Annotated in this window: 18 protein-coding genes; 12 read left to right on the forward strand and 6 right to left on the reverse strand. The window is 61.4% G+C overall.

Annotated elements, in window-relative coordinates; all coding sequences use genetic code 11:
• The 4 genes from RIF72_RS17890 to RIF72_RS17905 form a co-directional block, all read right to left on the reverse strand.
• On the reverse strand, window positions 1–319 hold a 319-nt coding region (locus RIF72_RS17890), incomplete at its 3' end, for a hypothetical protein (protein ID WP_375164252.1).
• A gap of 1 nt (window position 320) precedes the next feature.
• Entirely contained in the window at window positions 321–1,259 is a 939-nt protein-coding gene (locus RIF72_RS17895) for a type II secretion system F family protein (RefSeq protein ID WP_309076176.1), read from the reverse strand.
• Window positions 1,256–2,113, reverse strand: a complete 858-nt coding sequence (locus RIF72_RS17900; RefSeq protein WP_309076177.1) for a type II secretion system F family protein — start codon at window positions 2,111–2,113, stop codon at window positions 1,256–1,258. Before RIF72_RS17900 ends, RIF72_RS17895 begins: the two co-directional genes overlap by 4 nt.
• Window positions 2,110–3,333 carry an ATPase, T2SS/T4P/T4SS family gene (locus tag RIF72_RS17905; RefSeq protein ID WP_309076178.1) on the reverse strand — a complete coding sequence of 408 codons (1,224 nt, stop codon included), beginning with the start codon at window positions 3,331–3,333 and terminating at the stop codon, window positions 2,110–2,112. Before RIF72_RS17905 ends, RIF72_RS17900 begins: the two co-directional genes overlap by 4 nt.
• A 286-nt stretch (window positions 3,334–3,619) precedes the next feature.
• Here RIF72_RS17905 and RIF72_RS17910 point away from each other — a divergent pair, with 286 nt between their 5' ends.
• Window positions 3,620–6,274 (forward strand): GH25 family lysozyme, encoded by a 2,655-nt coding sequence (locus RIF72_RS17910; protein ID WP_309076179.1) that lies wholly within the window; start codon window positions 3,620–3,622, stop codon window positions 6,272–6,274.
• 141 nt (window positions 6,275–6,415) lie between these two features.
• The gene (locus RIF72_RS17915) at window positions 6,416–8,059 is read left to right on the forward strand and encodes a DUF2142 domain-containing protein (protein WP_309076180.1); all 1,644 of its coding nucleotides are present in this window, start codon (window positions 6,416–6,418) and stop codon (window positions 8,057–8,059) included.
• An 88-nt stretch (window positions 8,060–8,147) separates the two neighbouring features.
• Here the strand turns inward: RIF72_RS17915 and rfbA are convergent, their stop codons facing one another.
• Window positions 8,148–9,017: a glucose-1-phosphate thymidylyltransferase RfbA gene (gene rfbA / locus RIF72_RS17920; protein ID WP_309076181.1), complete on the reverse strand. Its 870-nt coding sequence runs from the start codon at window positions 9,015–9,017 to the stop codon at window positions 8,148–8,150.
• 56 nt (window positions 9,018–9,073) lie between these two features.
• Between rfbA and rfbB the strand changes: the two genes are divergently transcribed.
• The 4 genes from rfbB to RIF72_RS17940 are packed head-to-tail and all read left to right on the forward strand — an operon-like array spanning window position 9,074 to window position 12,627.
• Entirely contained in the window at window positions 9,074–10,072 is a 999-nt protein-coding gene (gene rfbB / locus RIF72_RS17925; RefSeq protein WP_309076182.1) for a dTDP-glucose 4,6-dehydratase, read from the forward strand.
• Window positions 10,073–10,075: 3 nt separating this feature from the next.
• The gene (locus tag RIF72_RS17930; RefSeq protein ID WP_309076183.1) at window positions 10,076–11,500 is read left to right on the forward strand and encodes a bifunctional dTDP-4-dehydrorhamnose 3,5-epimerase family protein/NAD(P)-dependent oxidoreductase; all 1,425 of its coding nucleotides are present in this window, start codon (window positions 10,076–10,078) and stop codon (window positions 11,498–11,500) included.
• On the forward strand, window positions 11,497–12,228 hold the full coding sequence (locus RIF72_RS17935; RefSeq protein WP_309076184.1) for a glycosyltransferase family 2 protein: 732 nt from the start codon (window positions 11,497–11,499) through the stop codon (window positions 12,226–12,228). The genes RIF72_RS17930 and RIF72_RS17935 overlap by 4 nt, the downstream gene beginning before the upstream one ends.
• A 9-nt stretch (window positions 12,229–12,237) precedes the next feature.
• Window positions 12,238–12,627 (forward strand): DUF2304 domain-containing protein, encoded by a 390-nt coding sequence (locus RIF72_RS17940; RefSeq protein WP_309076185.1) that lies wholly within the window; start codon window positions 12,238–12,240, stop codon window positions 12,625–12,627.
• 75 nt (window positions 12,628–12,702) lie between these two features.
• Here RIF72_RS17940 and RIF72_RS17945 read toward each other — a convergent pair whose 3' ends face one another.
• Window positions 12,703–13,584 (reverse strand): glycosyltransferase family 2 protein, encoded by an 882-nt coding sequence (locus RIF72_RS17945; RefSeq protein ID WP_309076186.1) that lies wholly within the window; start codon window positions 13,582–13,584, stop codon window positions 12,703–12,705.
• Between the two features lie 166 nt (window positions 13,585–13,750).
• Here RIF72_RS17945 and RIF72_RS17950 point away from each other — a divergent pair, with 166 nt between their 5' ends.
• From RIF72_RS17950 to RIF72_RS17975, 6 genes are all read left to right on the forward strand, one after another.
• Window positions 13,751–14,506, forward strand: coding sequence for a glycosyltransferase family 2 protein (locus tag RIF72_RS17950; RefSeq protein WP_309076187.1), 756 nt, complete (start codon window positions 13,751–13,753; stop codon window positions 14,504–14,506).
• The gene (locus RIF72_RS17955; protein WP_309076188.1) at window positions 14,506–15,441 is read left to right on the forward strand and encodes a glycosyltransferase; all 936 of its coding nucleotides are present in this window, start codon (window positions 14,506–14,508) and stop codon (window positions 15,439–15,441) included. The genes RIF72_RS17950 and RIF72_RS17955 overlap by 1 nt, the downstream gene beginning before the upstream one ends.
• A 59-nt stretch (window positions 15,442–15,500) precedes the next feature.
• Window positions 15,501–16,544: a hypothetical protein gene (locus RIF72_RS17960; protein WP_309076189.1), complete on the forward strand. Its 1,044-nt coding sequence runs from the start codon at window positions 15,501–15,503 to the stop codon at window positions 16,542–16,544.
• Window positions 16,545–16,571: 27 nt separating this feature from the next.
• Window positions 16,572–17,807: a polysaccharide biosynthesis C-terminal domain-containing protein gene (locus tag RIF72_RS17965; RefSeq protein WP_309076190.1), complete on the forward strand. Its 1,236-nt coding sequence runs from the start codon at window positions 16,572–16,574 to the stop codon at window positions 17,805–17,807.
• Window positions 17,804–19,777 (forward strand): DUF6541 family protein, encoded by a 1,974-nt coding sequence (locus RIF72_RS17970; RefSeq protein ID WP_309076191.1) that lies wholly within the window; start codon window positions 17,804–17,806, stop codon window positions 19,775–19,777. The genes RIF72_RS17965 and RIF72_RS17970 overlap by 4 nt, the downstream gene beginning before the upstream one ends.
• A 61-nt stretch (window positions 19,778–19,838) precedes the next feature.
• A complete protein-coding gene (locus tag RIF72_RS17975; protein WP_309076192.1) occupies window positions 19,839–20,906 on the forward strand; it encodes a substrate-binding domain-containing protein in 1,068 nt (355 codons plus the stop codon).
• The last annotated feature ends 1 nt before the right edge of the window (window position 20,907 follow it).

Below are 20,907 nucleotides of genomic sequence, written 5' to 3' on the forward strand. Positions count from 1 at the left end.
CAAGTGCGGGGCCGGCGAGCGCCAGCAGTGCTGCCACCAGCACCGCGGACATAAGCGTAATCATCACCCAGCCGGGCACGTCGCCCCGTTCCGGATGGCTATCGGGAAGGCTTGTTGCCGCGCCTTGATTGAACAATTCTTCAGGGTGCTCATGCTGCTGTTTTTTACTCCGAAGGCCGGTGTTCAGCTGGGCAAGGAGCGTTGCCCCAAGTGACAGGAACAGCACTGTCCAGCGTATCCGCAGGTTCCTCATGATTTTCCGTCCTATTCCTGGTTTTGGGTTGAGTACTGAAGTCACTTCGAGCCCGCCGTTCTGCACGTCATAAGCCGAGGTTGATGGCGGCGATACCGGGAAATACTGCGAAGACAACCGTCAACGGGAGTACGCCAAACACAAGCGGCACCATCATGGCGATCTCCTTCTTGCCGGCTTCTTCCATCAGGTTCCGTTTGGCAGTATCACGCACGTCCTGTGCCTGGGCGCGCAGGACGTCGGCCAAGGGCGTCCCCCGCTCAACTGCCACCACAATGCCGTCGACGAACCGGACGAGGGGCGCCAGATCCGTTCGCGCGGAAAAGTCCTGCAAGGCCTGTACAAGTGGTTTTCCTGCCCGTGTTTCCGCAAGTACCTTGGCAAACTCTCCTGCGAGCTCTCCTTTGCCCAGGCGGCAAACCCGATCCAGGGCGCCGGTTGCACTCTCTCCGGCGCCGACAGCGAGTGCCATGAGTTCCGCAAGGCTCGGGAACTCGGCCATCATCTTCGATTCCCGACGGCGGATCTGAACGCCGAGCCAGTAGTCACGGAACATGAAGCCGCCGATCGTGCTTCCAAGGACAGCGGCAACGGCAAACAAGGGGTTGAATCTGTTGGCGGATGCGCCGAGGATGACAAAGGCAACGGCCCCTCCAAGAGCCGCCGCAGCCCACAACAATTGTTCGGCGCGGAAATCGACGGCAGATTTGTTGATGCCAGCCTGCGCCAGCCTTCTGGCAGTAGCTTTTGACGCAGGATTCAGCCGGGTAAGAGCCGCGAGGGTGTCATGCAGGACCGGCTTGACGATCCGTCCCAGCGGCCCTAACGGAGTCACGTTCCGTTCTTCCACCAGCAACAGCCGCGACCCCGTATTCTGCATCTTCAATTGGGGCTCAATGCGCTGCGTGAAAGTGGTCGCGCGCAGGAAGGGGGACCGAAAGATCACCAGCCACAGGCCCGCGCCCAGGAGAACTCCGAACAAAACTGCGGCCGGCGAAATAGTCACTTCAACACCCGTTCGTCCTGGGGAAGAGCGCCAATTCGGAGCATTACCGAGTAGCAGAGCAAGGAGACGACCAGGCCGCCGAGCAGGACGCCGGCCCCCATTGGTGTGTTGTAAGCGTTCACGGCCTCGGGCCTTGTGGCAAGAAGCATCAGTACGATCCAGGGCGCTGCGACTGCGAGCCGGGCGGCATTGATCGTCCACGACTGCCGTGCTTCCAACTCGCTCCGTGTCCGAGCGCTTTCCCGCAGAAACTCAGCGAGCGTTCCCAAGAGTTTTCCCAGATCGGAGCCGCCGACTTCCCGCGTCAGGCGGAGCGCTTCTATGATCCTGTCCGCAACAGGATCAGCAAGACGGTGCTTAAGCCGGTTCAGTGACGCCTCGAATTGGCCCCCTGCACGGTAGTCCGCACCGAAGTCGCGAAATAAAGTCCGTAGTTCTTCAGGCCCTTTCTCTCCCAACTGGATAAGCGCCTCCGGAAGTGACAAACCGGCGCGAATAGCCGATCGCAGGTGGTCGACGACGTCCGGCCAGAGGGTGCGCAGCAAGGCGGTCCTTTTCTTTGCCCTCCAGCGAAGGAGAACCAGGGGAAGCCATGCTCCAAAGAGCCCGAAACAAAACGAAATGGGCCAGGAACCGATAACGAGGTAGAACAGCAGCACTGTGAAAAGTCCCAGTCCCATGCAGGTACCTGCCAGGCCCGGGGCGGATACTTTTTCGACACCCGCGGCAGCCAGGAGGTTAACGAGACGGCTGGTCCTGCGCCTGGGGTTGGCAGGCTCCGCAGATTCCCAGAAGGACCACCAGACAAGGAAAAGGCCGATTCCTGTTGTCACTCCCAGGAACGCGGACGTCATCGCGGATCCAGCAACGCTGCAACGTCATAGCCGGCTTTGGAAAATTTATCCTGCGCCGGCATTGAGTTGGCGCGCGCCTGAAGAATCCCCTCGGTCATTGCAAATACGGAGGATGACTCGATGATGCCGTTTTCGACCCTACGGCCGAGTGACAGTATTTCCGTCACTTCACGCCGTCCGTCGGCTCGACGGCTGCAGTGCACCACCAAGTCGATACAGGAGGCCACGGTGGGTACAACGAAAGCACTGGATATATTTTCGCCAGCCAGCAAGGGAAGCGTACAGATCTTGGTGATGGCATCGTGCGCGGAGTTCGCATGGACGCTGCACATTCCCGGCAAGCCCGAGTTGAGTGCGATCAGCATGTCGAGGCTTTCCGCCTCCCTCACTTCGCCAACCACCAGCCGGTCCGGCCGCATCCGGAGTGCCTCTTTGACCAGGCGCCGCAGGGGTATCTCTCCTTCCCCTTCCAGGTTTGGCTGCCGGCACTGCAGCCCCACCACGTCCCGGAGAGCAAACTGCAGCTCAAAGATCTCCTCTACCGTGATGACGCGCTCCCGGCTGCCGATGCTCGCCGCCAGGCAGTTCAGCATTGTGGTCTTACCAGCTTGTGTCGCTCCGGACACCAGGATGTTCAGTCCGCTTGATACCGCTGCCCCAAGGAAGCGGGCTGCATGCGGAGTAAGCGTGCCCAGCTCCACGAGATGCTCAAGCCGGCTGGCTTTTACGACGAACTTCCTGATGTTGACGGCCCAGTGCCTGCGGGTGACGTCCGGTATGACCACGTGCAGCCTCGACCCATCAGGCAGGGCTGCGTCCACAAAAGGTGAGGACATGTCCAGCCTGCGGCCTGAACTCTTCAACATCCTCTCAACCAGGTCGCGGACCTGCTGCTCCGTCAGGCTTAGGGATGTCAGCTCCGATTCACCGTTCCTGGCGACATAAATTTCATTGGGAGCATTGATCCAGACTTCTTCAATCGCAGGGTCATCCAGCAACGGCTGCAGCAGCCCGAATCCTGCGACTGCATCAAAAAGGAACTGGCGTGCCGTGGCCAACGACCCGAGAGGAGGAAGTGGCCCCATCAGGGCGCGCTCGTCATAGTCGGTTACTGCAGCTTCCACCAGTCGTCGAACTTCCCCGGCTTGCTGGAGCGGATCAAGCCCTCTGCGGCGAATCAGTTCGCGGAGTTCGTCTTCAACAATTTCCAGCGCATCCAAATGTTCCCCCAGACAACTGCCGCCCCCGGCGGAGGCAGTGCGACTGGCTAAAGCCTAGGGATCCTGCCTGCGGTCAACAAGAGCTATTTGAGCGCCAGTGGATAAAACCGAAACAGGAAATCACGTGAGTAACAGCTGTACCAGTGGTTACAGGGGTAACAGTGATGCTAAGGTGAGCCCGATAATCATCAAATAACACCTGCGCCGGAGTCCCCCTGGGGGAGGCTGCCTGGCGCAGTTAATGAATGAGCGCTCGGCAACGCGCCACATTGTCTCCGGAGCAAAAATGAAGCGGAACCTGTCTCAGTCCCGTCACCTCGCCATGCAGTCCTTGGGAATAGGACTCCTTGCTGCGTCCCTAATAGCTGGACCGGGGCTCGCCGCCGCGTACGGCGTGGAACCCTCTCCAGCCCCGACCGGCTCCCTGGCTGCGGAAACCCCTCCCGGGGACCCCGGCACGCCGCCTTCTTCCCCTGCGCCTGACCCTGAGCCCGTCCAAAGCAGTGAACCTGCGCCGGCCACGCCGTCCGCGGAAGCAAGTCAGTCCATGGCTGAGGCAGTGGGCGTGGGTGGAGCCGAAATGGGCCAGCGTTCTGCCCGTGTGACGGCGTCGAACAATTCCGGAGACCCTCAAAGGGCGGAGACTCTGTCCACCGAAGGCACCTGGATGCCCACATTCGGCGTGCAGGGGCTGGACGTAAGCGGCCACCAGCCGAGCGTCGACTGGCAGCACCAGTGGAACATGGGCGGGCGTTTTGCCTATATCAAGGCGACGGAAGGCAACTACTACAAAAACCCCTCCTACAGCTCGCAGTACCAGGGCTCGCGAAGCGTGGGAATGATCCGCGGGGCGTACCACTTCGCCATTCCAAACTGGTCGTCCGGAGCCGACCAGGCCCGCTATTTCGTAGCGAACGGTGGCGGCTGGTCAGCAGACGGCTACACCATGCCGCCCGTCCTGGACTTCGAGTTCAACCCGTACGAAGGCCGTACGATCAACGGCTTCTACTTCGGCAACACGTGCTACAACATGTCGCCGGCCCAACTGCAGGCCTGGGTCCACGATTTCGGCAACACCATGCAGGCCCTCACCGGCAGGTTGCCGGTTATCTACACCAATACCAACTGGTGGAACCAGTGCCTTGGCAACCCTGCCGGTTTCGGGAACTACCCGCTGTGGGTTGCTGCCTACCCGAACTCACCGACCAACAATGCCGGTCCGGTTCCGACCGGCAGCTGGAGCTCCTACAGCATCTGGCAGTACAGCAGCACGGGTCCGTTCGCGGGCGACTCGAACGTCTGGAACGGCGACTACGCCTCGCTGAAGGCCTTCGCCACCGGGTCTCCCCCGCCGGCTCCAACAGACCCGAGCCGCAAGCTCGTCTCGCCCGGCGATTTCGACGGCGACGGAAAAGCCGACCTCATTAAGCGGGAACGGGACGGCTCTCTCTGGTTCTACGCCGGCGACGGCACAGGAAAGTTCGGTACCGGGCGCAAAATCGGAGACTTCGGCTGGGACGCGTTCGACCGGGTTCTGGGAGTCGGCGACTTCAACGGCGACGGCAAAAATGACCTGCTGGCCCGCAAGATCGAGGGCTCCCTGTGGTTCTACGCAGGCACAGGCACTGTGTCCGCCTCGTCAACCGGTTACGCAGCCGGAGTCAAGGTTGGTGATTTCGGCTGGGAAGCCTTCAACAGCATCCTGGGTGTTGGCGACTTTGACGGTGACCGAAAGCCCGACCTTCTGACCCGGCTGGCCAACGGCGACCTCTACCTCTACTCCGGTACCGCGACCGGCAAACCGGGACCGGTCCGGAAAATCGACTTCGGCTGGCAGGTCTTCAACCAGATCTTCCCGATCAGGGATTTTGACGGCGACGGAACCAATGACCTGGCCGGCCGGAAGCCGGACGGAACGTTGTGGCTGTACTCCAACTCCGGAAGCGCTGTCCTGAAAAACGGCCGCCAGATCGGCACGGGCTGGGACATCTACGACTCCATCATCGGCACTGGAGACGCCAACGGCGATGGCATGGCAGACTTTGTCGCCAACGATCCCGCCGGAGCGGTGTACTTCTATGCCGGAACAGCAATGAAGGATCTCGGCTACGAGGCGCCCAGGAAAATCGGCAACTTCGGCTGGGAAGCTTTCGACGCCCTTGTGGGCACCCAGGACTTCAACGGCGATGGCGTAGCGGACCTCCTTGCGAGGAAGCCGGACGGAACGCTTTGGTTCTACCCCGGCACCGGAACCGGAACGTACGGCGCCAGCAGGCGGGTGGGAGACTTCGGCTGGGAAACGTTCAACGCGCTCATCGGCGTCGGGGACTTTTCCGGCGACGGCAAACCGGACCTCATGGCCCGCGGCAAGGACGGAACCCTGTGGCTCTACCCGGGCACCGGCACCGTCAACTCAACCAGTAACGGCTACTCCGCGCCGATCCGCATTGGCGACTTCGGCTGGAATGTCTTCACCGCCCTTACCGGTGTGGGTGACTACAACGGCGACGGCAGGAACGATGTCCTCGGGCGGATGGGCGACGGATCCCTGTGGCTCTATGCGGGCACCGGCCGGGTGGACGCCAGCAACACCGGCTACCGGGGTGCGGTCAGGGTTGGCGAGTTCGGCTGGGACATTTTCGACCGGATCATCGGCCCCGGAGACGTCAACGGAGATGGCAAAGCGGATCTCCTCGCGCGTAAACCCGACGGCACGATGTGGCTCTACGCCGGGAACGGAAGCGGCTACCCGGGATCCTCACGAAGGATCAGCACAGAGTGGATGGGCTTCGATGCAATCACGGCAGCTTACAACCTGACAGCAGACGCCATTCCGGACCTCGTCGCCAGGCGGAGTGATGGATCATTGTGGAGCTTCCACGGGACCGGAATGCGCCCCACGGAAGGCTATCTTGGCCGCAGCTTTGCCGTCGGCTTCTGATTGACAGCAGGTGAGGGCGGGCTGTGCGCAGAACATCTGCGCACAGCCCGCCCTTCTTCGTCTCCGGGGCAGGGTCTCCGGGGCAAGGTGCCGCCGCCTTCGGTCCGGAAGGAACGGCACTTGGTGGTACATTCAGGAGTTATGCCCTCTACGCCTAGCGGCGTGCGGTGGACCTCCGTCCGCTCACTGCCGTTCCTCCTGCCTGTCTCAATTTTTCTAATACTCGGGACGCTGACGAGTCTTTGGGCACTCGCATCGCCCCTGATGACTGTCCCGGACGAGCCGGCGCACGCCATCAAAGCCGCCGCCGTCGTCCGGGGGCAGGTGCAACCCCAGATGGCAGGACCCCAGGGCGAACCGGTAACTGTCTGGGTCCCCGGTTACTTTGCGGAACTGGGCGCACAGACCTGCACCGCGTTCAAGCCGGACCTGACCGCCGCATGCGCCCCACCCATCGATCCGGCCAACACAGCACCGGCACAGGCCAGGACGACGGCGGGCAACTACAACCCGCTCTACTACGTGCTGGCTGGACTGCCCTCCCGGTTCCTGGACGGGGCCCCCGCCCTCTACGGCATGCGCATCATCAGCGGATTGGTTTCCGCGGCCTTCCTGGCCATGGCGTTCGTAGCGGCCACCCGCCTCCGGCACAGCCTGTGGCCGGTAACAGCGTCGACCGTTGCCCTCACACCCATGGTTCTGTACCTCAGCGGCTCGATCAATCCCAATTCCCTGGAGATCGTGACCACGCTCGCGTTCTTCCTCAACCTTTGCCTGGTCCTGGATAAGGCCAAGTCCCTTTCCACCGTGCGCGCTCCCATGGTCGCCGTTGGACTGTCCGGGGTGGCGCTGGCGAACACGCGTTCCCTGTCCCTGATCTGGCTCGCGGCCGCCGTCTTTGCAGCCTTGGTTATTTTCGGTTGGCGTCCGTTTGTTGCGGTACTGCGGGACAAGCTGGGCCTGGCCATGACCGCGCTCGTCGCTGCCGGGTGTGCAGCAGGCCTGGGCTGGCTGGTAATGGCGGACAGCCTCAAGAGCCTGGGTGGCACGCCCAGCACGACGACGCCGGACCAGGCGTTCGCGCACATGCTTGATGCAACCTTCAATTACGCCAACGGCTACATCGGGATCATGGGCTGGCTGGATACGCCGGCCCCGTCCGGGGTCCAGATTTTCTGGCACCTGACCTTTGGGGCGCTTCTGCTTGCGGCACTCAGCAGCGCCTCCGTCCGAAGCCTGGCGGCGATACTGCCCATTGCCGCAGCAGTGGTGCTGCTGCCGCCTATCCTGCAGTCCCAGGTCATCGAAGAGCTGGGCTACATCTGGCAGGGCCGCTACCTGCTCGCGCTGGTGGTTCTCCTCCTGGTGGTTTGCGGGGTAACCCAGCGCGACCAATCGTTCCGTAACTCAACCAGGGCGCGGTCATTGGCGCTCTGGCTTCTTTCCGGCGCCGTCGTGGCGCACCTGTACGTCTTCCTGTATGCCCTCCGGCGCTTCACCGTAGGGCTGATGCCACTGCACACGAACTGGACCGAGATGGCCGAGCCGCTGTGGCAGCCTCCGCTCACGTGGCAAGGACTTTCCGCCCTCTACCTGGCAATGCTGCTTATTGGGGCCGTACTCATCTACCGGCACCTCTTCCCCGCCAGGGACATCGCGTTGCCAGGCCCCGCAACCGCAACTGCGCACTCGACGGCAGGAGCGGCTGAGCCGGCAAAAGCACCCACAGGACGAAGGGCTGCGTCTCCTTCTCCTGCGGAAAACACCATGGCCCAGCAGCGATAGTCCAGGGAACAAACAAAGGCGGGGGCGCATCAGTAGATGCGCCCCCGCCTTTCCTGCTATCAGGGCCCGGTCCCTTTGCCGCTACAGGCTAGTGGCCAAACTCCAGGAGCTGCAGGAGGTAGGAACCGTAACCGCTCTTCACAAGGCCTTCTGCCCTTTCGCGGAGTTCGTCGTCGCTCAGGAACCCCTGGCGCCAGGCGATCTCTTCGGGAGCACCAACCTTCAGCCCCTGGCGGTTTTCGGTCGTGCGCACGAAGTTGGACGCGTCGTTGAGGTCATCGAAGGTGCCCGTGTCCAGCCAGGCGGTACCCCTTGGAAGAATCTCGACCTTCAACTTCCCGCGCTCAAGGTAGGTACGGTTCACATCTGTGATTTCCAACTCCCCCCGCGGGGAGGGTTTCAGGTTGCGTGCGATTTCTATCACCTCGTTGTCATAGAAATACAAACCAGGCACCGCGTAGTGGCTCTTCGGTTCAGCAGGCTTCTCTTCGAGGGAAAGCACATTGCCGGCTGAATCGAACTGTACGACTCCGTAGGCTTTGGGGTCCGCCACCCAGTAGCCGAAAACGGCACCGCCATCGATGTTCTCAAACCGACGCAGCTGCGTGCCCATCCCCTGCCCGTAGAAGATGTTGTCGCCCAGGACGAGGGCAACCGTGTCATCTCCGATGTGGTCGGCACCAAGCACGAAAGCCTGGGCAAGACCGTCGGGCGAGGGCTGCTGCTTGTAAGTGATGGAAACGCCGAAACGCGAACCGTCCCCCAGCAGCCGCTCGAACTGTTCGCTGTCGTGGGGGGTCGTAATAACGAGGATGTCCCGGATCCCGGCAAGGATCAGCGTGGAAAGCGGGTAGTAGATCATCGGCTTGTCATAGACCGGAACCAACTGCTTGCTGACCCCCAGTGTGATGGGGTGAAGTCTGGAGCCGGTACCGCCGGCAAGTATTATTCCGCGCATGTCCCCATCTTTCCCTTCGCCAAGTGCACCGGGCAAATCCGGTACCCTTGGGAATTATGCAGCGACTTCTTGTTACCGGCGGCGCCGGCTTCATTGGCTCCAACTTTGTCCACTACGTTCTGGAAAATACGGACTCGCACGTGACCGTTCTGGACAAGCTGACCTACGCCGGCAACCTCGAATCGCTGCGTGGACTGCCCGAAGACCGCTTCTCCTTCGTCCAGGGCGACATTGCCGACCCGGCATTGGTGGAGCCGCTCGTGGCGGACACGGACGTCGTGGTCCACTACGCGGCGGAGTCACATAACGACAATTCCCTGCACGATCCCCGCCCGTTCCTCGACACCAACATCATCGGCACCTACACGCTGATCGAGGCGGCGCGCAAGCACAACAAGCGCTTCCACCACATCTCCACCGATGAGGTTTACGGCGATCTCGAACTCGATGACCCGGAACGGTTCACCGAGCAGACACCGTACAACCCCTCCAGCCCCTACTCCTCCACCAAAGCCGGGTCCGATCTGCTGGTCCGCGCCTGGGTACGCTCCTTTGGGCTGCAGGCAACCATCAGCAACTGCTCCAACAACTACGGCCCCTACCAGCACGTGGAGAAATTCATCCCGCGCCAGATCACCAATGTGATCGACGGCATCCGCCCCAAGCTGTACGGCAAGGGCGAGAACGTACGCGACTGGATCCACGCCAACGATCACTCCTCGGCGGTTCTTGCCATCATCGCCAAGGGCAAAATCGGCGAGACCTACCTGATCGGCGCCGACGGCGAGAAGAACAACAAGGACGTCGTCGAACTCATCCTCAAGCACATGGGCCAGTCCCCTGACGCCTACGACCATGTGGTGGACCGTCCCGGGCACGATCTGCGGTACGCCATTGATTCCTCCAAGCTGCGCACCGAGCTGGGCTGGGAACCGGAGTTTTCCAACTTCGACGCCGGCATCGAGGACACCATCGCGTGGTACCGCAACAACGAGGACTGGTGGCGCCCCCAGAAGGCCCTGACCGAGGCGAAATACAAGGAGCAGGGTCAGTAGACGATGACCATCGAGTTTTCGAAAAAACTGACCCAGCACGACACCCCCATTCCCGGGGTAAAGCTCTACGATCTTCCGGTCCATGGCGACAACCGCGGTTGGTTCAAGGAGAACTGGCAGCGGGAAAAGATGGTGTCCCTGGGGCTGCCGGACTTCCGTCCGGTGCAGAACAACATCTCCTTCAACGAGAAGGCAGGCACCACCCGCGGTATCCATGCAGAACCGTGGGACAAATTCATCTCCGTGGCCACGGGAAGGATCTTCGGGGCCTGGGTTGACCTGCGCGAAGGACCTTCCTTCGGTACCGTTTTCACGGCCGAACTGGATGCCAGCCAGGCCATTTTCATTCCCCGCGGCGTCGGTAACGCGTTCCAGACCCTCGAGGACAACACTGCCTACACCTACCTGGTGAATGACCACTGGTCAGCCGACGCCCAGAGCCAGTACACCTTCCTGAACCTTGCGGATGAGAGCGTCGCCATTCCCTGGCCGATTGCCCTTGATCAGGCAGAACTCTCGGACAAGGACAGGCAGCATCCCCGCCTTGCCGACGTAGTGCCGATGCCGGCGAAAAAGGTGCTCGTCATCGGCGCCAACGGCCAGCTGGGCAAGGCACTGCAGGATCTCTACGGCGGCGATGCGGCTGTGGAATTTGCCGGGCGTGATTCCTTCGATATCGGTGCTGAAACTTCCTTCCGCTCCCGGAACTGGAAAAACTACTCGGCAATCATCAACGCTGCTGCCTACACTGCTGTCGACGCTGCCGAAACCCCTGAGGGGCGGGCTTGCGCCTGGGCAGTGAACGTGTCCGGCGTTGCGCGGCTCGCCCGGACTGCAGTCGAACATGACCTGACTCTGGTGCACGTTTCCTCGGATTACGTCTTCGACGGCGGACAGGAAAGCCACGACGAGACTGAGCCCTTCACCCCGCTGGGTGTCTACGGCCAGACCAAAGCCGCCGGGGACGCCGTCGTCAGTATCGTCCCCCGGCACTACATCGTGCGCACCAGCTGGGTCATCGGAGCAGGGTCAAACTTTGTGAAGACAATGGCATCCCTGGCGAAGCGGGGAATCACCCCGTCCGTGGTTAACGACCAGGTGGGACGGCTGACCTTCACCGAGGACATTGCAGCCTGCATAAAACACCTGCTCGACAACGGCGCCGACTACGGGACGTACAACCTCAGCAACGAGGGAACTCCGCAGTCCTGGGCAGACATCGCCGCGGACGTGTTCGAGCTCACCGGCAGCCCGCGTGATTCCGTTACCGGAGTCTCAACCGAGGAATATTTCCGCGGAAAGGCTGCCGCACCGCGTCCGCTTGCAAGCACCCTGAACCTCACGAAAATAAAGTCCACTGGATTCGTTCCTGCTGAATCAAGCAGCCGGCTGGCGGCGTATCTAAGAAACGGGCGGGTTGATTCATGACCAGTACCATACGGACCCCTGACACCCTGGTTATCATGCCTGCCTGGAATGAGTCCGAGTCCATCGGCAACACGATCCGGGAAGTCTACGAATTCGGGCCGACCTGCGACGTCCTCGTGGTGGACGATGGTTCCCGTGACAACACCGCGCAGGTGGCACGCGATGCGGGTGCCACCGTATTGCAACTGCCCTTCAACATGGGTGTGGGCGGTGCCATGCGAACGGGCTTTAAGTACGCCAAGAACAACGGCTACAGCCGGGTCATCCAGGTCGATGCCGACGGCCAGCACGATCCGCGGGATATCAAAGCGGTGCTCGACGGCCTGCAGCACGCTGATATCGCCATCGGCGCCCGGTTCGCCGACAAGGGCAACTACACCGTAAGCGGCCCGAGGAAATGGGCCATGAAGGTTCTCGCCTGGACCATCTCCCGTGTTGCCGGTACCAAACTGACCGACGTAACTTCAGGTTTCCGGGCAGCCAACATGAAAGCCATCCGCCAGTACGTCGACCACTACCCGGCAGAATATCTGGGCGACACCATCGACTCGCTGGTTGTCGCCATCAGGTCCGGATGCAGTGTCAAGCAAGTACCGGTTTCCATGCGCGCACGGCAGGGTGGCACACCCAGCCACGATCCGCTGAAGGCCGCAATTTATCTGGGACGCTCGGGCATGGCTTTGCTCTTCGCGCTCACGCGCAAGAAAACCGATCCGTCCACTAACTAGGAAATAACTATGTCGCTCCTTATGGGCTCCATCGTCGTCGTGGCGATCCTTTTTTTCGTGTTCGAGATGCTGCGGCGGCAGAAACTCCGGGAGAAGTACGCCGTCCTGTGGATTGTGATCGGCATCGGCACCTTGCTGCTTTCGGCTTTCCCATCGCTGTTGGAGAACGCCAGCGGCATCCTTGGGATCCAGGTGCCTGCCAACCTGCTGTTCATCATGACGTTGATCCTGCTGGTGGGCGTCTGCCTGCATCTTTCCCGGGAGCAGTCCCAGGCGGAAGACGAGGTGCGGATCCTCTGCGAAGAGGTGGCTCTCCTCAAGGCGGAGCTGGCTGAGGTCCGGGAACAGCTGCGTGCCCGGCCGCCCTTCGGGAGCTCTTCCGAATCCGGTAAGGTGTGACCGCCGCGTAGCCCGGGCCTAAAGACGGCAACAAAAAAGGGACGCTTCGGCGTCCCTTTTTGTTGCCCTCCCGCCTCAGCTGATGACGTGCTTGGCGAGCCTGGGCAGAGAGTCGAACTTGCCCTTACGGACAGACTTCAGGATGAGGGAGGCAGCGTTGAGGCGCGACGTCGTATGGAAACTTGCCGCACGTGCCGCACCCTTCCAACCGAGTCTGCTGAACCGCTCCGACTGCTGCTGGAAAAAGCGCCTCTCTTCATCAAAGCGCCGTCCGTCCAGGGCCCGGACGGAGGAATCGGACGCAGAGTGCCTGCGGTACAGGAATGCCAGGACGGGATCCACTACCATCGAACCCTGCTCCACGGCGATATCCAGCAGCAAAGCCAGGTCCTGGACGACGTCGAGGCCCTCGGTGAACCCAATGCGCTTCATCGTCTCCGCCCGCCAGGCCAACGAGGGGAAGTACGCCCAGTCTGCCCGTACGAGGCTTGTCGCCATCGCCTCGCCCTTCAGCTCGACCCGCTCGCTTGCCTTGGGTGCGTAAACCTTCTTGACAGCATCAACGAGCGGCGTGCACGCGACGCCCCGTTCATCGATAACCTGCACCCCGGGCTGCACCACGTCAGCCTGCGGGTACTCCTCAAAAGCGCTGACCACCACGTCAAGGTAGTTGGGAAGCATGATGTCGTCGGCGCCCATGATGACGACATAGGGCGCCTCTACCAGCGTCAACGCCTTGCGGTAGTTGCCGTTCGCGCCGAGGTTTTGCTCGTTTTTCATGTAGGTGACACGGGGGTCGGTGATAGTGGAAAACCACCGCTCCGGCTCAGGGTCGGGGTACCCGTCGTCAATAACAACGAGCCGCCAGTCCTGGTTTTCCTGATTCATCACGCTGCGAGCTGCGAGCTTCATCTGCTGGACATCGCCGTAGTACGGCAACATTACGTCAACGGTCATGGACCTGAGGTTCCTTCCGTGGTTTCCGCTCGAAGAGCTCGGCGGCTGCATCCCCTCGATTATAGTTGACAGGTGCAGCGTCCAATTCGACAGTGGCGCCTTGCTAGACTGCTGGGGACCTGCCCGCCCCGCTGGCACAGCCCGGAGGCCTGAGGAGAAAAGACTTATGGACCCCGCATCCGCTGCCAACCCACGTGTGAGCGTGTGCATGGCGGCGTACAATGGCGCCCGCCATATCGAAGAACAAATCGCTTCAATCCTGGCCGAGCTTGGGGCCGACGACGAACTGATAGTGGTCGATGACTGCTCCACCGACGGAACGCCCGATATCGTCGCGGCCATCGGTGATCCCCGGATACGCCTGATCAGGGCCGGACAAAACCGTGGGTACGTTCGCACGTTCGAGAACGCACTCCGTGAAGCGCGTGGACAGTTCGTGTTCCTCTCGGACCAGGACGACGTCTGGCTGCCCGGCCGCGTCGAGCTCATGATTGCCGCGATGAATGGCAAGAGCATGGTGGTCAGCAACTGCAAGCACGTGGATGGGCCGCTGGGCTCGTTCCACGAAATCCGGCTGAGGTCCAGGGACGCGGATCATGCTGTACGCAACATCCTCGGCATCGTCGTGGGGTACCGGCTGCATTGGGGATGCGCCATGGCAATGCGGCATGAGCTGCTGGAACAGGTCCTCCCCTTCCCCTCCTACATGAACGAATCACACGACCAGTGGATAGCGACAGTGGGCAACGTCAACCGCTCCATCGTCTACCTGGAAGAAGACACCATTCTGCATCGACTGCACGGCGGAAACCTGACGCCTCTCGGGGTCCGCTCTGTTTCCAAAATTGTCCGTGCCCGTGTCGCCTTTGTTCGGAACGTCATTGAGGCCCTCGTCCGTGCGCGCAAAGCGAAGGTGGCCTGATGGAACCGGTCGGGTCTGGAAGCATCCAGCCGCAGAACAAAGTCTGCGGCGTCGTCTCGGCCTTCAATCCGGGACCGGAAAACGTAGCCAACGTCGAGTGGCTGCTGCGCTTCGTTGACCACGTCGTCGTGGTGGATGACGGCTCCCCCGCGGATGTCAGCCAGCCGCTGGCCGACATGGAGAAGCTGGGCGCGGTCATCGTCAGGCTGGACACCAATTCCGGTATAGCCCGGGCGCTGAACGTCGGCGTCAAGGAAGCAGTACGCCGCTGGAACCCTCAGTGGGTCCTGACAATGGACCAGGACTCCCGGCTGACCGGCGACTATGTCACCGCCGCCCTCGCCACTGCGCGTTCCTCACGCGACCCCGGAAGCGTGGCCATGGTGTGCGCGGAATCGCACAACAACATCCCGTTGCCAACATGGGGCGGACAGGACGAGCCCCAGATTTTTGACCCAATGACCAGCGGCACCCTCGTGCGAACAGACGTCTTCGAGTCGGTGGGTTATTTCGACGAAGGCTTCTTCATCGATTGCGTTGATTCCGAATTCAACGCCCGTCTGCGCGAGCACGGGCTAAGGGCCTTGGCCGGGCGCGGTTGCAACCTCGAGCACAGCCTCGGTAACGCCCGTCCGATGAAGATCCTGGGTTGGCATGCCCGGGTCGGCCCCAAAAAACTCTTTGTTTACTACCACGCGCCTTTCCGGGTTTATTACATCACCCGGAACTCCCTGGTCCTGGCCCGCCGATATGCGAGCAAGCAGCCTAAGTGGGTGCTGCGCAGGATTTACATGGAGATTCAGAGCCATGTCGTTCGGTTCGGCTTCGGCCCAAACCGGCGCAAGCATCTCATTGCCGCCATCGCCGGAGTCCGTGATGCCCTGCGCCAGCGAATGGGGAAGATAGACGACTCCCTGGCTGCGCGTTTGCGTTAGGCCGGATAACTTTTGTTCAGCAACAGCGCCCTTGGTTCAGCCGAAATCGAAAGACTTCAATGATCATCAACTCAGGAACAATCTTCGTCCTCTACCACAGGGGACTGAGGACAGGGGGGCCCGAAGCTCTTCATCAGCTTGTCGATATGCTCCGCGAACTGGGGCAGGATGCCTACCTGGTCCCCCATCCCCACACTGCGCATAATCCGCGCGTCGAACAGTATGGGATCTATAACGCGCCGGAGGCACCTGAAATAATCGACGCCCCCGGGAACACGGTGGTCTACCCGGAAACCTACGTCTATGAGATGTCCGGCGTGAAGCACGCCCGGCGCATGTGCTGGTGGCTCAGCATTGATAATTCCTTGACCTTCATGGCAGAACGCCTGTGGCAGCGAAACACGTCAGGCCTGGTGTCAAAAGCCCGGGAAGTGGCTGTACCTTTTGCGCGGATGTGGAAAAACCGGGTGAATCCCGCCGCTCTTCGGAACGACCGCGACGTTATCCACCTCGTTCAGTCCTCCTACGCGTGGGCCTTCATTGCGACCAGGTTCGATGTGGTGCCCTCACTGGTGTCGGACTACACCCCGACCGATGAATTCCAGGCCGGAACCGACGTACGGCGCAACCCTTCACAGGTGGCATACAACCCGGCCAAGGGCGGAAAAATCATTGAGGCTGTCAAGGCGATTTGCCCACCGTCCATCGAATGGCGCCCCATTGTTGGCATGACCCGCGCGGAGGTCGTCTCCACCCTGCAGGGATGCGGCGTATACCTTGACCTGGGTCACCACCCCGGCAAAGACCGGATGCCAAGGGAAGCTACCCTGTCAGGCGCATTGACGGTCGTGGCACGCCGCGGTTCAGGAGCCTTCTTTGCCGATGTACCCATCCCGTGGGAGCACAAGGTCACCCCGGACCATGAGGAAGTGCGGACCGCTGCAGGCATGCTTCCGCAACTTATTGAAAACCTGGACGCAGAGGTGGCCAAGCAGGACACCTACCGCGAGGCCATCCTGAATGAGCGCTCACGGTTCAAGCGTGAAGTTGAAGACGTTTTCGTCAAGGGCCGGCTTGGCAAGGACGCGTATGACTACGTGTAGGCGTGAGCCGGCAGCCGGGATGACCGCATGATGATCAAGAGGATAGCCGCATTCGCCGGGTTACCTTTGCTCGCATCTTTGGCCTCGTTCGTCCTCCTGCCCATCATTGCAAGGGTAGGCGGAACACCGGCTTGGAACTCCTTGGCGGTAGGCCAGGCGGTCGGTGCCATCGCCGCGATCGTCATCGGCCTGGGCTGGCCTCTGACCGGGCCGGCCCAGGTTGCCTCTGCCAGCCTGGAAAGCGTCCGACGGCGGCACTACGCCGTCAGCTTCGTTACCCGTACACTCATGTTCGTTTGCACTGTCCCCCTCATGGCGCTTGCCCTGACATTGACGAGCGGCATCAGCCAGTTCCGGGTTGCTTTCCTCATGGCATGCGCGCAGGCGGCAGCAGGGCTCACCCCCGCGTGGTACTGCATAGCGACCGGTCATGCCGGCCGGATCGCAAAGTATGACGTTGTCCCCCGGATGCTGGCCACGCTTGGCGTTATACCGCTTCTGTTTTCCACCGGGGAAATCTACTTATACCCCTTGGCGCTGCTTCTCCTCGGTCTTGCCGGCACCCTTTGGTTCAACAAGGACCACACAGAACGAAGCGACTTCAAAGGCCTGACCTTTCCCGTAATCCTTCGGGAAATCTGGGGGCTGCGGGCGGGATCGGGGATAACCATGGCGGCAGGGGCGTATGCATCGACGCCTGTCCTGGTGGTCCAGTTCGCCGCTTCAGCAGCCGGCCTTGCCGCGTTTGTCTCCGCTGAGAAGTTGTACCGGATAGGACAACTGGCAACCGCCGCGCTCGGCAACAGCCTTCAAGGCTGGGTCAGTGAATATGGTGCCGATCATTCCGCAAGGCGGCGGTTCTCACTTCTGGCGCTTAGCGGACTTGGTGCCAGTGGATGGCTGATATTGGCCGTCCTCGGGCCCTGGGCCAGTTCGCTGCTGTTCGGCCCGGCATTGGCAGCGGATTTCTGGACGTGTTTTTGGTTCGGCCTGTCGTTCCTCCTCGTCTGCGTAACAACCTCAACCGGGGCTCATTGGCTGGTGCCCGCAAAGCGCATGAGGGTTGTCTTCGTCAGCACGATAGTGGGAGCTGTGGTCGGTCTGCCGGCCATGATCTTCCTTTCGACGGTCATGGGCGGGCAAGGCGGGGCCCTTGGCTTGGTTATCGGGGAAGTCGCGGTAACCGCCATCCAGGCCCGGGCCATCCTGCAACTGCTTCGGGACAGGAAACCCGATGACAAGGTAGAGGGAGCTTCTTTGTGAGCTGGGTGGCTATCGCCCCGGCGGTTGTTGTTGCAGTCCTGCTTCTTTACATCCCCGGAGCCCTGATCGGAGCATGCCTCAAATTCCGCCTCAGCGGGATACTGGCATTCGCTCCCCTCCACTCGACTGCGGCGGTGGGACTGGCCGGCGTCGTTGGCGGTCTGGCGGGAGTGCCCTGGAGTGTCATTCCCTTCCTCGCCGTCGCCGTGGTGCTTGCCGCAATTGCCCTGCTGGTGACGCGCCGCATACCTTTGCGCTTTACCCATGTACCCGGCCGGCAGGTCCTGTTCTTCACCGCTGCAGCCATGGCCATAGCAGCCATATCAGTGACCTGGCGCTTTGTCCGCTTGGTCGGTTCACCGGAGCACCCTGCACAGGTCTTCGACAACGTGTTCCATCTGAACGGGATCCGGTTCATCCTGGACACAGGCAACGCGTCATCCCTGACCCTCGCTTCAGTACAAGGCGTCGACGGCCTCGACGCCGTTTACCCGGCGGCATGGCATTCCGTCGCCGCCCTCATGGTGCAATTGACCGGCAGTGACATAGCGGTTGCGCAGAACGCCCTCAATCTGGTCATCGCGGCAGTGGTCTGGCCGGCGTCCTGCCTCTTCCTGGTAGCGAAGACAGTTTCACAGAGGCCTGCCGCCCTGATTGTTGCCTCAACCGTCTCCACAGCCCAGGTTGCGTTTCCGTTCCTCATGATTGTGTGGGGGCCGCTCTTTCCCTACGCAATGGCCCTCAGCATGATGCCCGTGGCCATTACGGCCGTAGTGGCACTTATGCGCCACGGACGGACCCGCACCGATCCCTTGGTCAGTTGGACGGCTTCCCTTGCCCTTTCGCTTGCTGGTCTCGCCTTTGCCCACACGAGTTCGATCAACTCGACCCTTGCCATCAGCCTTCCGATAGCGGCCCTGCTGTGGTGGAAGCTTGCCCGGCGGCTTGCCTGGCATGTGGCCGACGTCCGAATGTGGCTTTTCACTGCCGGAAGCCTGGTTGCGCTTCTGGTTGCGGCCATGTTGTGGCTCAAGTTACGCCCGGCCCCTTACGACAATTGGGGACCTACGGTTAAGCCCGGAGCGGCTATCGGGGAAATTCTGACTGTCAGTCCCATGCAATCCGCCATCCCCGCGATTGCAGTCGCAGTTCTGTCCGTCTTCGGGCTCATCACCGTTTTCGAACTCCGAAAGCTACGTTGGCTGGCTTCATGTTATGCGGTGGTGGGCGGCCTTTACGTGGTGGCAGCCTCCTTCCCCAAAGGCTGGATGCGGGATGCGCTGGTGGGCACCTGGTACCAGGACACTTACCGGCTGGCCGCCCTTCTCCCGCTTCTCGCAACGCCGCTGGCCGTGGTCGGCGGCCTGCGGCTCTGGGACTGGTGGCAGGGCTCTGCGTTCTACCGGCGGTCCGTCGCCGCCCTCGGGCGAAGGCGCTCCGGGACAGGTCGGGCTGCGATCGGCATGGCCTCCGCCAGCGTTGTTGTGTTCATTACTTTTGCCAACGCTGCAGGCCCCCTCTCGCGGTACATCAATGGTGCCGCTACGGTTTATCGGTTCGACCCGGCATCTGAGCTGGTGACCCCGGACGAGCTGGCACTATTGAAGCGGCTTCCGGACCACGTGCCTGAAGACGCCGTCGTCGCAAATAACCCATGGAACGGAAGTTCCCTCGCTTACGCATACGCCGGGCGACAGGTCCTCACCGCCCACCTTTTTGCAGCGGATGATCCGGAAACGGGCGTCATCAACGAACGACTCAAAACCGCGCCTGACGATCCTGCTGTCTGTGCCGCTGTGAAAAACAAGAACGTGCAGTTCGTCCTGGACTTCAGCTCGCGGTACCTGATCGACCTGCCAGGATCCCGGAACTACCCCGGCGTCACCGATGTCGAGGAAGCGCCGGGTTTCACCTTGGTGGATGAACAAGGCCCGGGAGCGAAGCTGTACCGTATCCCGGCATGCGAATGACCTCCGGCTGTTCGACGCTCCGGTGCCCGTACCTGTACCAACCGCACACTAGGCTGTAAAGGTGAATCCCGTTTCTCGCCGAATTACACGACTCAAGGCCCTGGCCCTGCTGTCCACACTTTTGTCCGTGGCTTCATGTTCCACCACCCCGCCGGGAACCATCCAGGGGACCCTCATCGGGATCGGCAGCAAATCCGGGCAAGGTGCGGTGAGCGCCTGGGGGCTGGCGTGGCGCGACACCGTAAAGGGTACGTCCGTCAGCTATTCCCCGGACGGATCAGCGGCAGGAATCAAGGCCTTCCGGGACGGTCAAGCCCATTTTGCCGTGGGATCGGCTCCCCTTCCGGAGGATGAGGCATCGACGGTACGGGGAATGTGTACATCTGATGGTGCCCTGTCGTTAGCGGCCGGGGTGTTGCCCGTGGGCGTGGCAACAAATATCGAGGGCGTCAACGAAGTTGTCCTGGATGCCCCGGCGCTTGCAGCGATTCTTCGGGGAGAAGTTAAACGTTGGAATGATCCCCTCCTTGTGGCCCTTAACCCGCAGACCACCATGCCGGATATGGCGATCACGGTACTGGTGGAAAAGGGACCCTCCGATACCGCGCGTTCCGTTAACGATTACCTGGGCCAGGAAGACGGCACGAACTGGAAGATGGACGCTGCAGATGCCTGGCCGTCCGACGTCGTTGGGCAGAAGGCCTCACCGCCGCTGGCACTGGCCAACGAACTGGATGAAACGGACGGCGGGCTGTCTGTGCTCGATGGCAGCATTATCGGCAACCGCTTCGTTGCAGCACAACTGGTCTTCGGCGGAAAAACGCGCACCCTGGGGGCCTCCTCCGTAGTGGATGCCGTCAGTACCGGCAGGGTTGAGGCTACGGAGCGTGCCGTCACTCAATCGCTGGACGGACAATCCGGCTACGCCTTGGCCACCGTCATTTACCTGCATATCTGCAGGGAGTACTCCGAGGAGGCCCTTAGCAGGCTCGCGGGGTCATTCGGCGAAAGCGTTCTGGGCGATGAAGCCCAGAAGAACGCCAACGCTTTCGCTTTCGTCATGTCCCCGAGCAAAAAGGCCGTAACTGAGGGTATGGCGTTGATAAGCGCCATGGGAGGTGGACAGTGAC

The organism is Paenarthrobacter sp. (assembly GCF_031180005.1).
GTDB lineage: Bacteria > Actinomycetota > Actinomycetes > Actinomycetales > Micrococcaceae > Arthrobacter.

Coding starts and splice junctions, on each gene's coding strand:
- RIF72_RS17900 (WP_309076177.1), bottom strand. CDS start 2,113: ATGACGTCCGCGTTCCTGGGAGTGACAACAGGAATCGGCCTTTTCCTT.
- RIF72_RS17935 (WP_309076184.1), top strand. CDS start 11,497: ATGACCAGTACCATACGGACCCCTGACACCCTGGTTATCATGCCTGCC.
- RIF72_RS17965 (WP_309076190.1), top strand. CDS start 16,572: ATGATGATCAAGAGGATAGCCGCATTCGCCGGGTTACCTTTGCTCGCA.
- RIF72_RS17945 (WP_309076186.1), bottom strand. CDS start 13,584: ATGACCGTTGACGTAATGTTGCCGTACTACGGCGATGTCCAGCAGATG.
- RIF72_RS17950 (WP_309076187.1), top strand. CDS start 13,751: ATGGACCCCGCATCCGCTGCCAACCCACGTGTGAGCGTGTGCATGGCG.
- RIF72_RS17910 (WP_309076179.1), top strand. CDS start 3,620: ATGAAGCGGAACCTGTCTCAGTCCCGTCACCTCGCCATGCAGTCCTTG.
- RIF72_RS17930 (WP_309076183.1), top strand. CDS start 10,076: ATGACCATCGAGTTTTCGAAAAAACTGACCCAGCACGACACCCCCATT.
- RIF72_RS17940 (WP_309076185.1), top strand. CDS start 12,238: ATGTCGCTCCTTATGGGCTCCATCGTCGTCGTGGCGATCCTTTTTTTC.
- rfbB (WP_309076182.1), top strand. CDS start 9,074: ATGCAGCGACTTCTTGTTACCGGCGGCGCCGGCTTCATTGGCTCCAAC.
- rfbA (WP_309076181.1), bottom strand. CDS start 9,017: ATGCGCGGAATAATACTTGCCGGCGGTACCGGCTCCAGACTTCACCCC.
- RIF72_RS17960 (WP_309076189.1), top strand. CDS start 15,501: ATGATCATCAACTCAGGAACAATCTTCGTCCTCTACCACAGGGGACTG.
- RIF72_RS17915 (WP_309076180.1), top strand. CDS start 6,416: ATGCCCTCTACGCCTAGCGGCGTGCGGTGGACCTCCGTCCGCTCACTG.
- RIF72_RS17955 (WP_309076188.1), top strand. CDS start 14,506: ATGGAACCGGTCGGGTCTGGAAGCATCCAGCCGCAGAACAAAGTCTGC.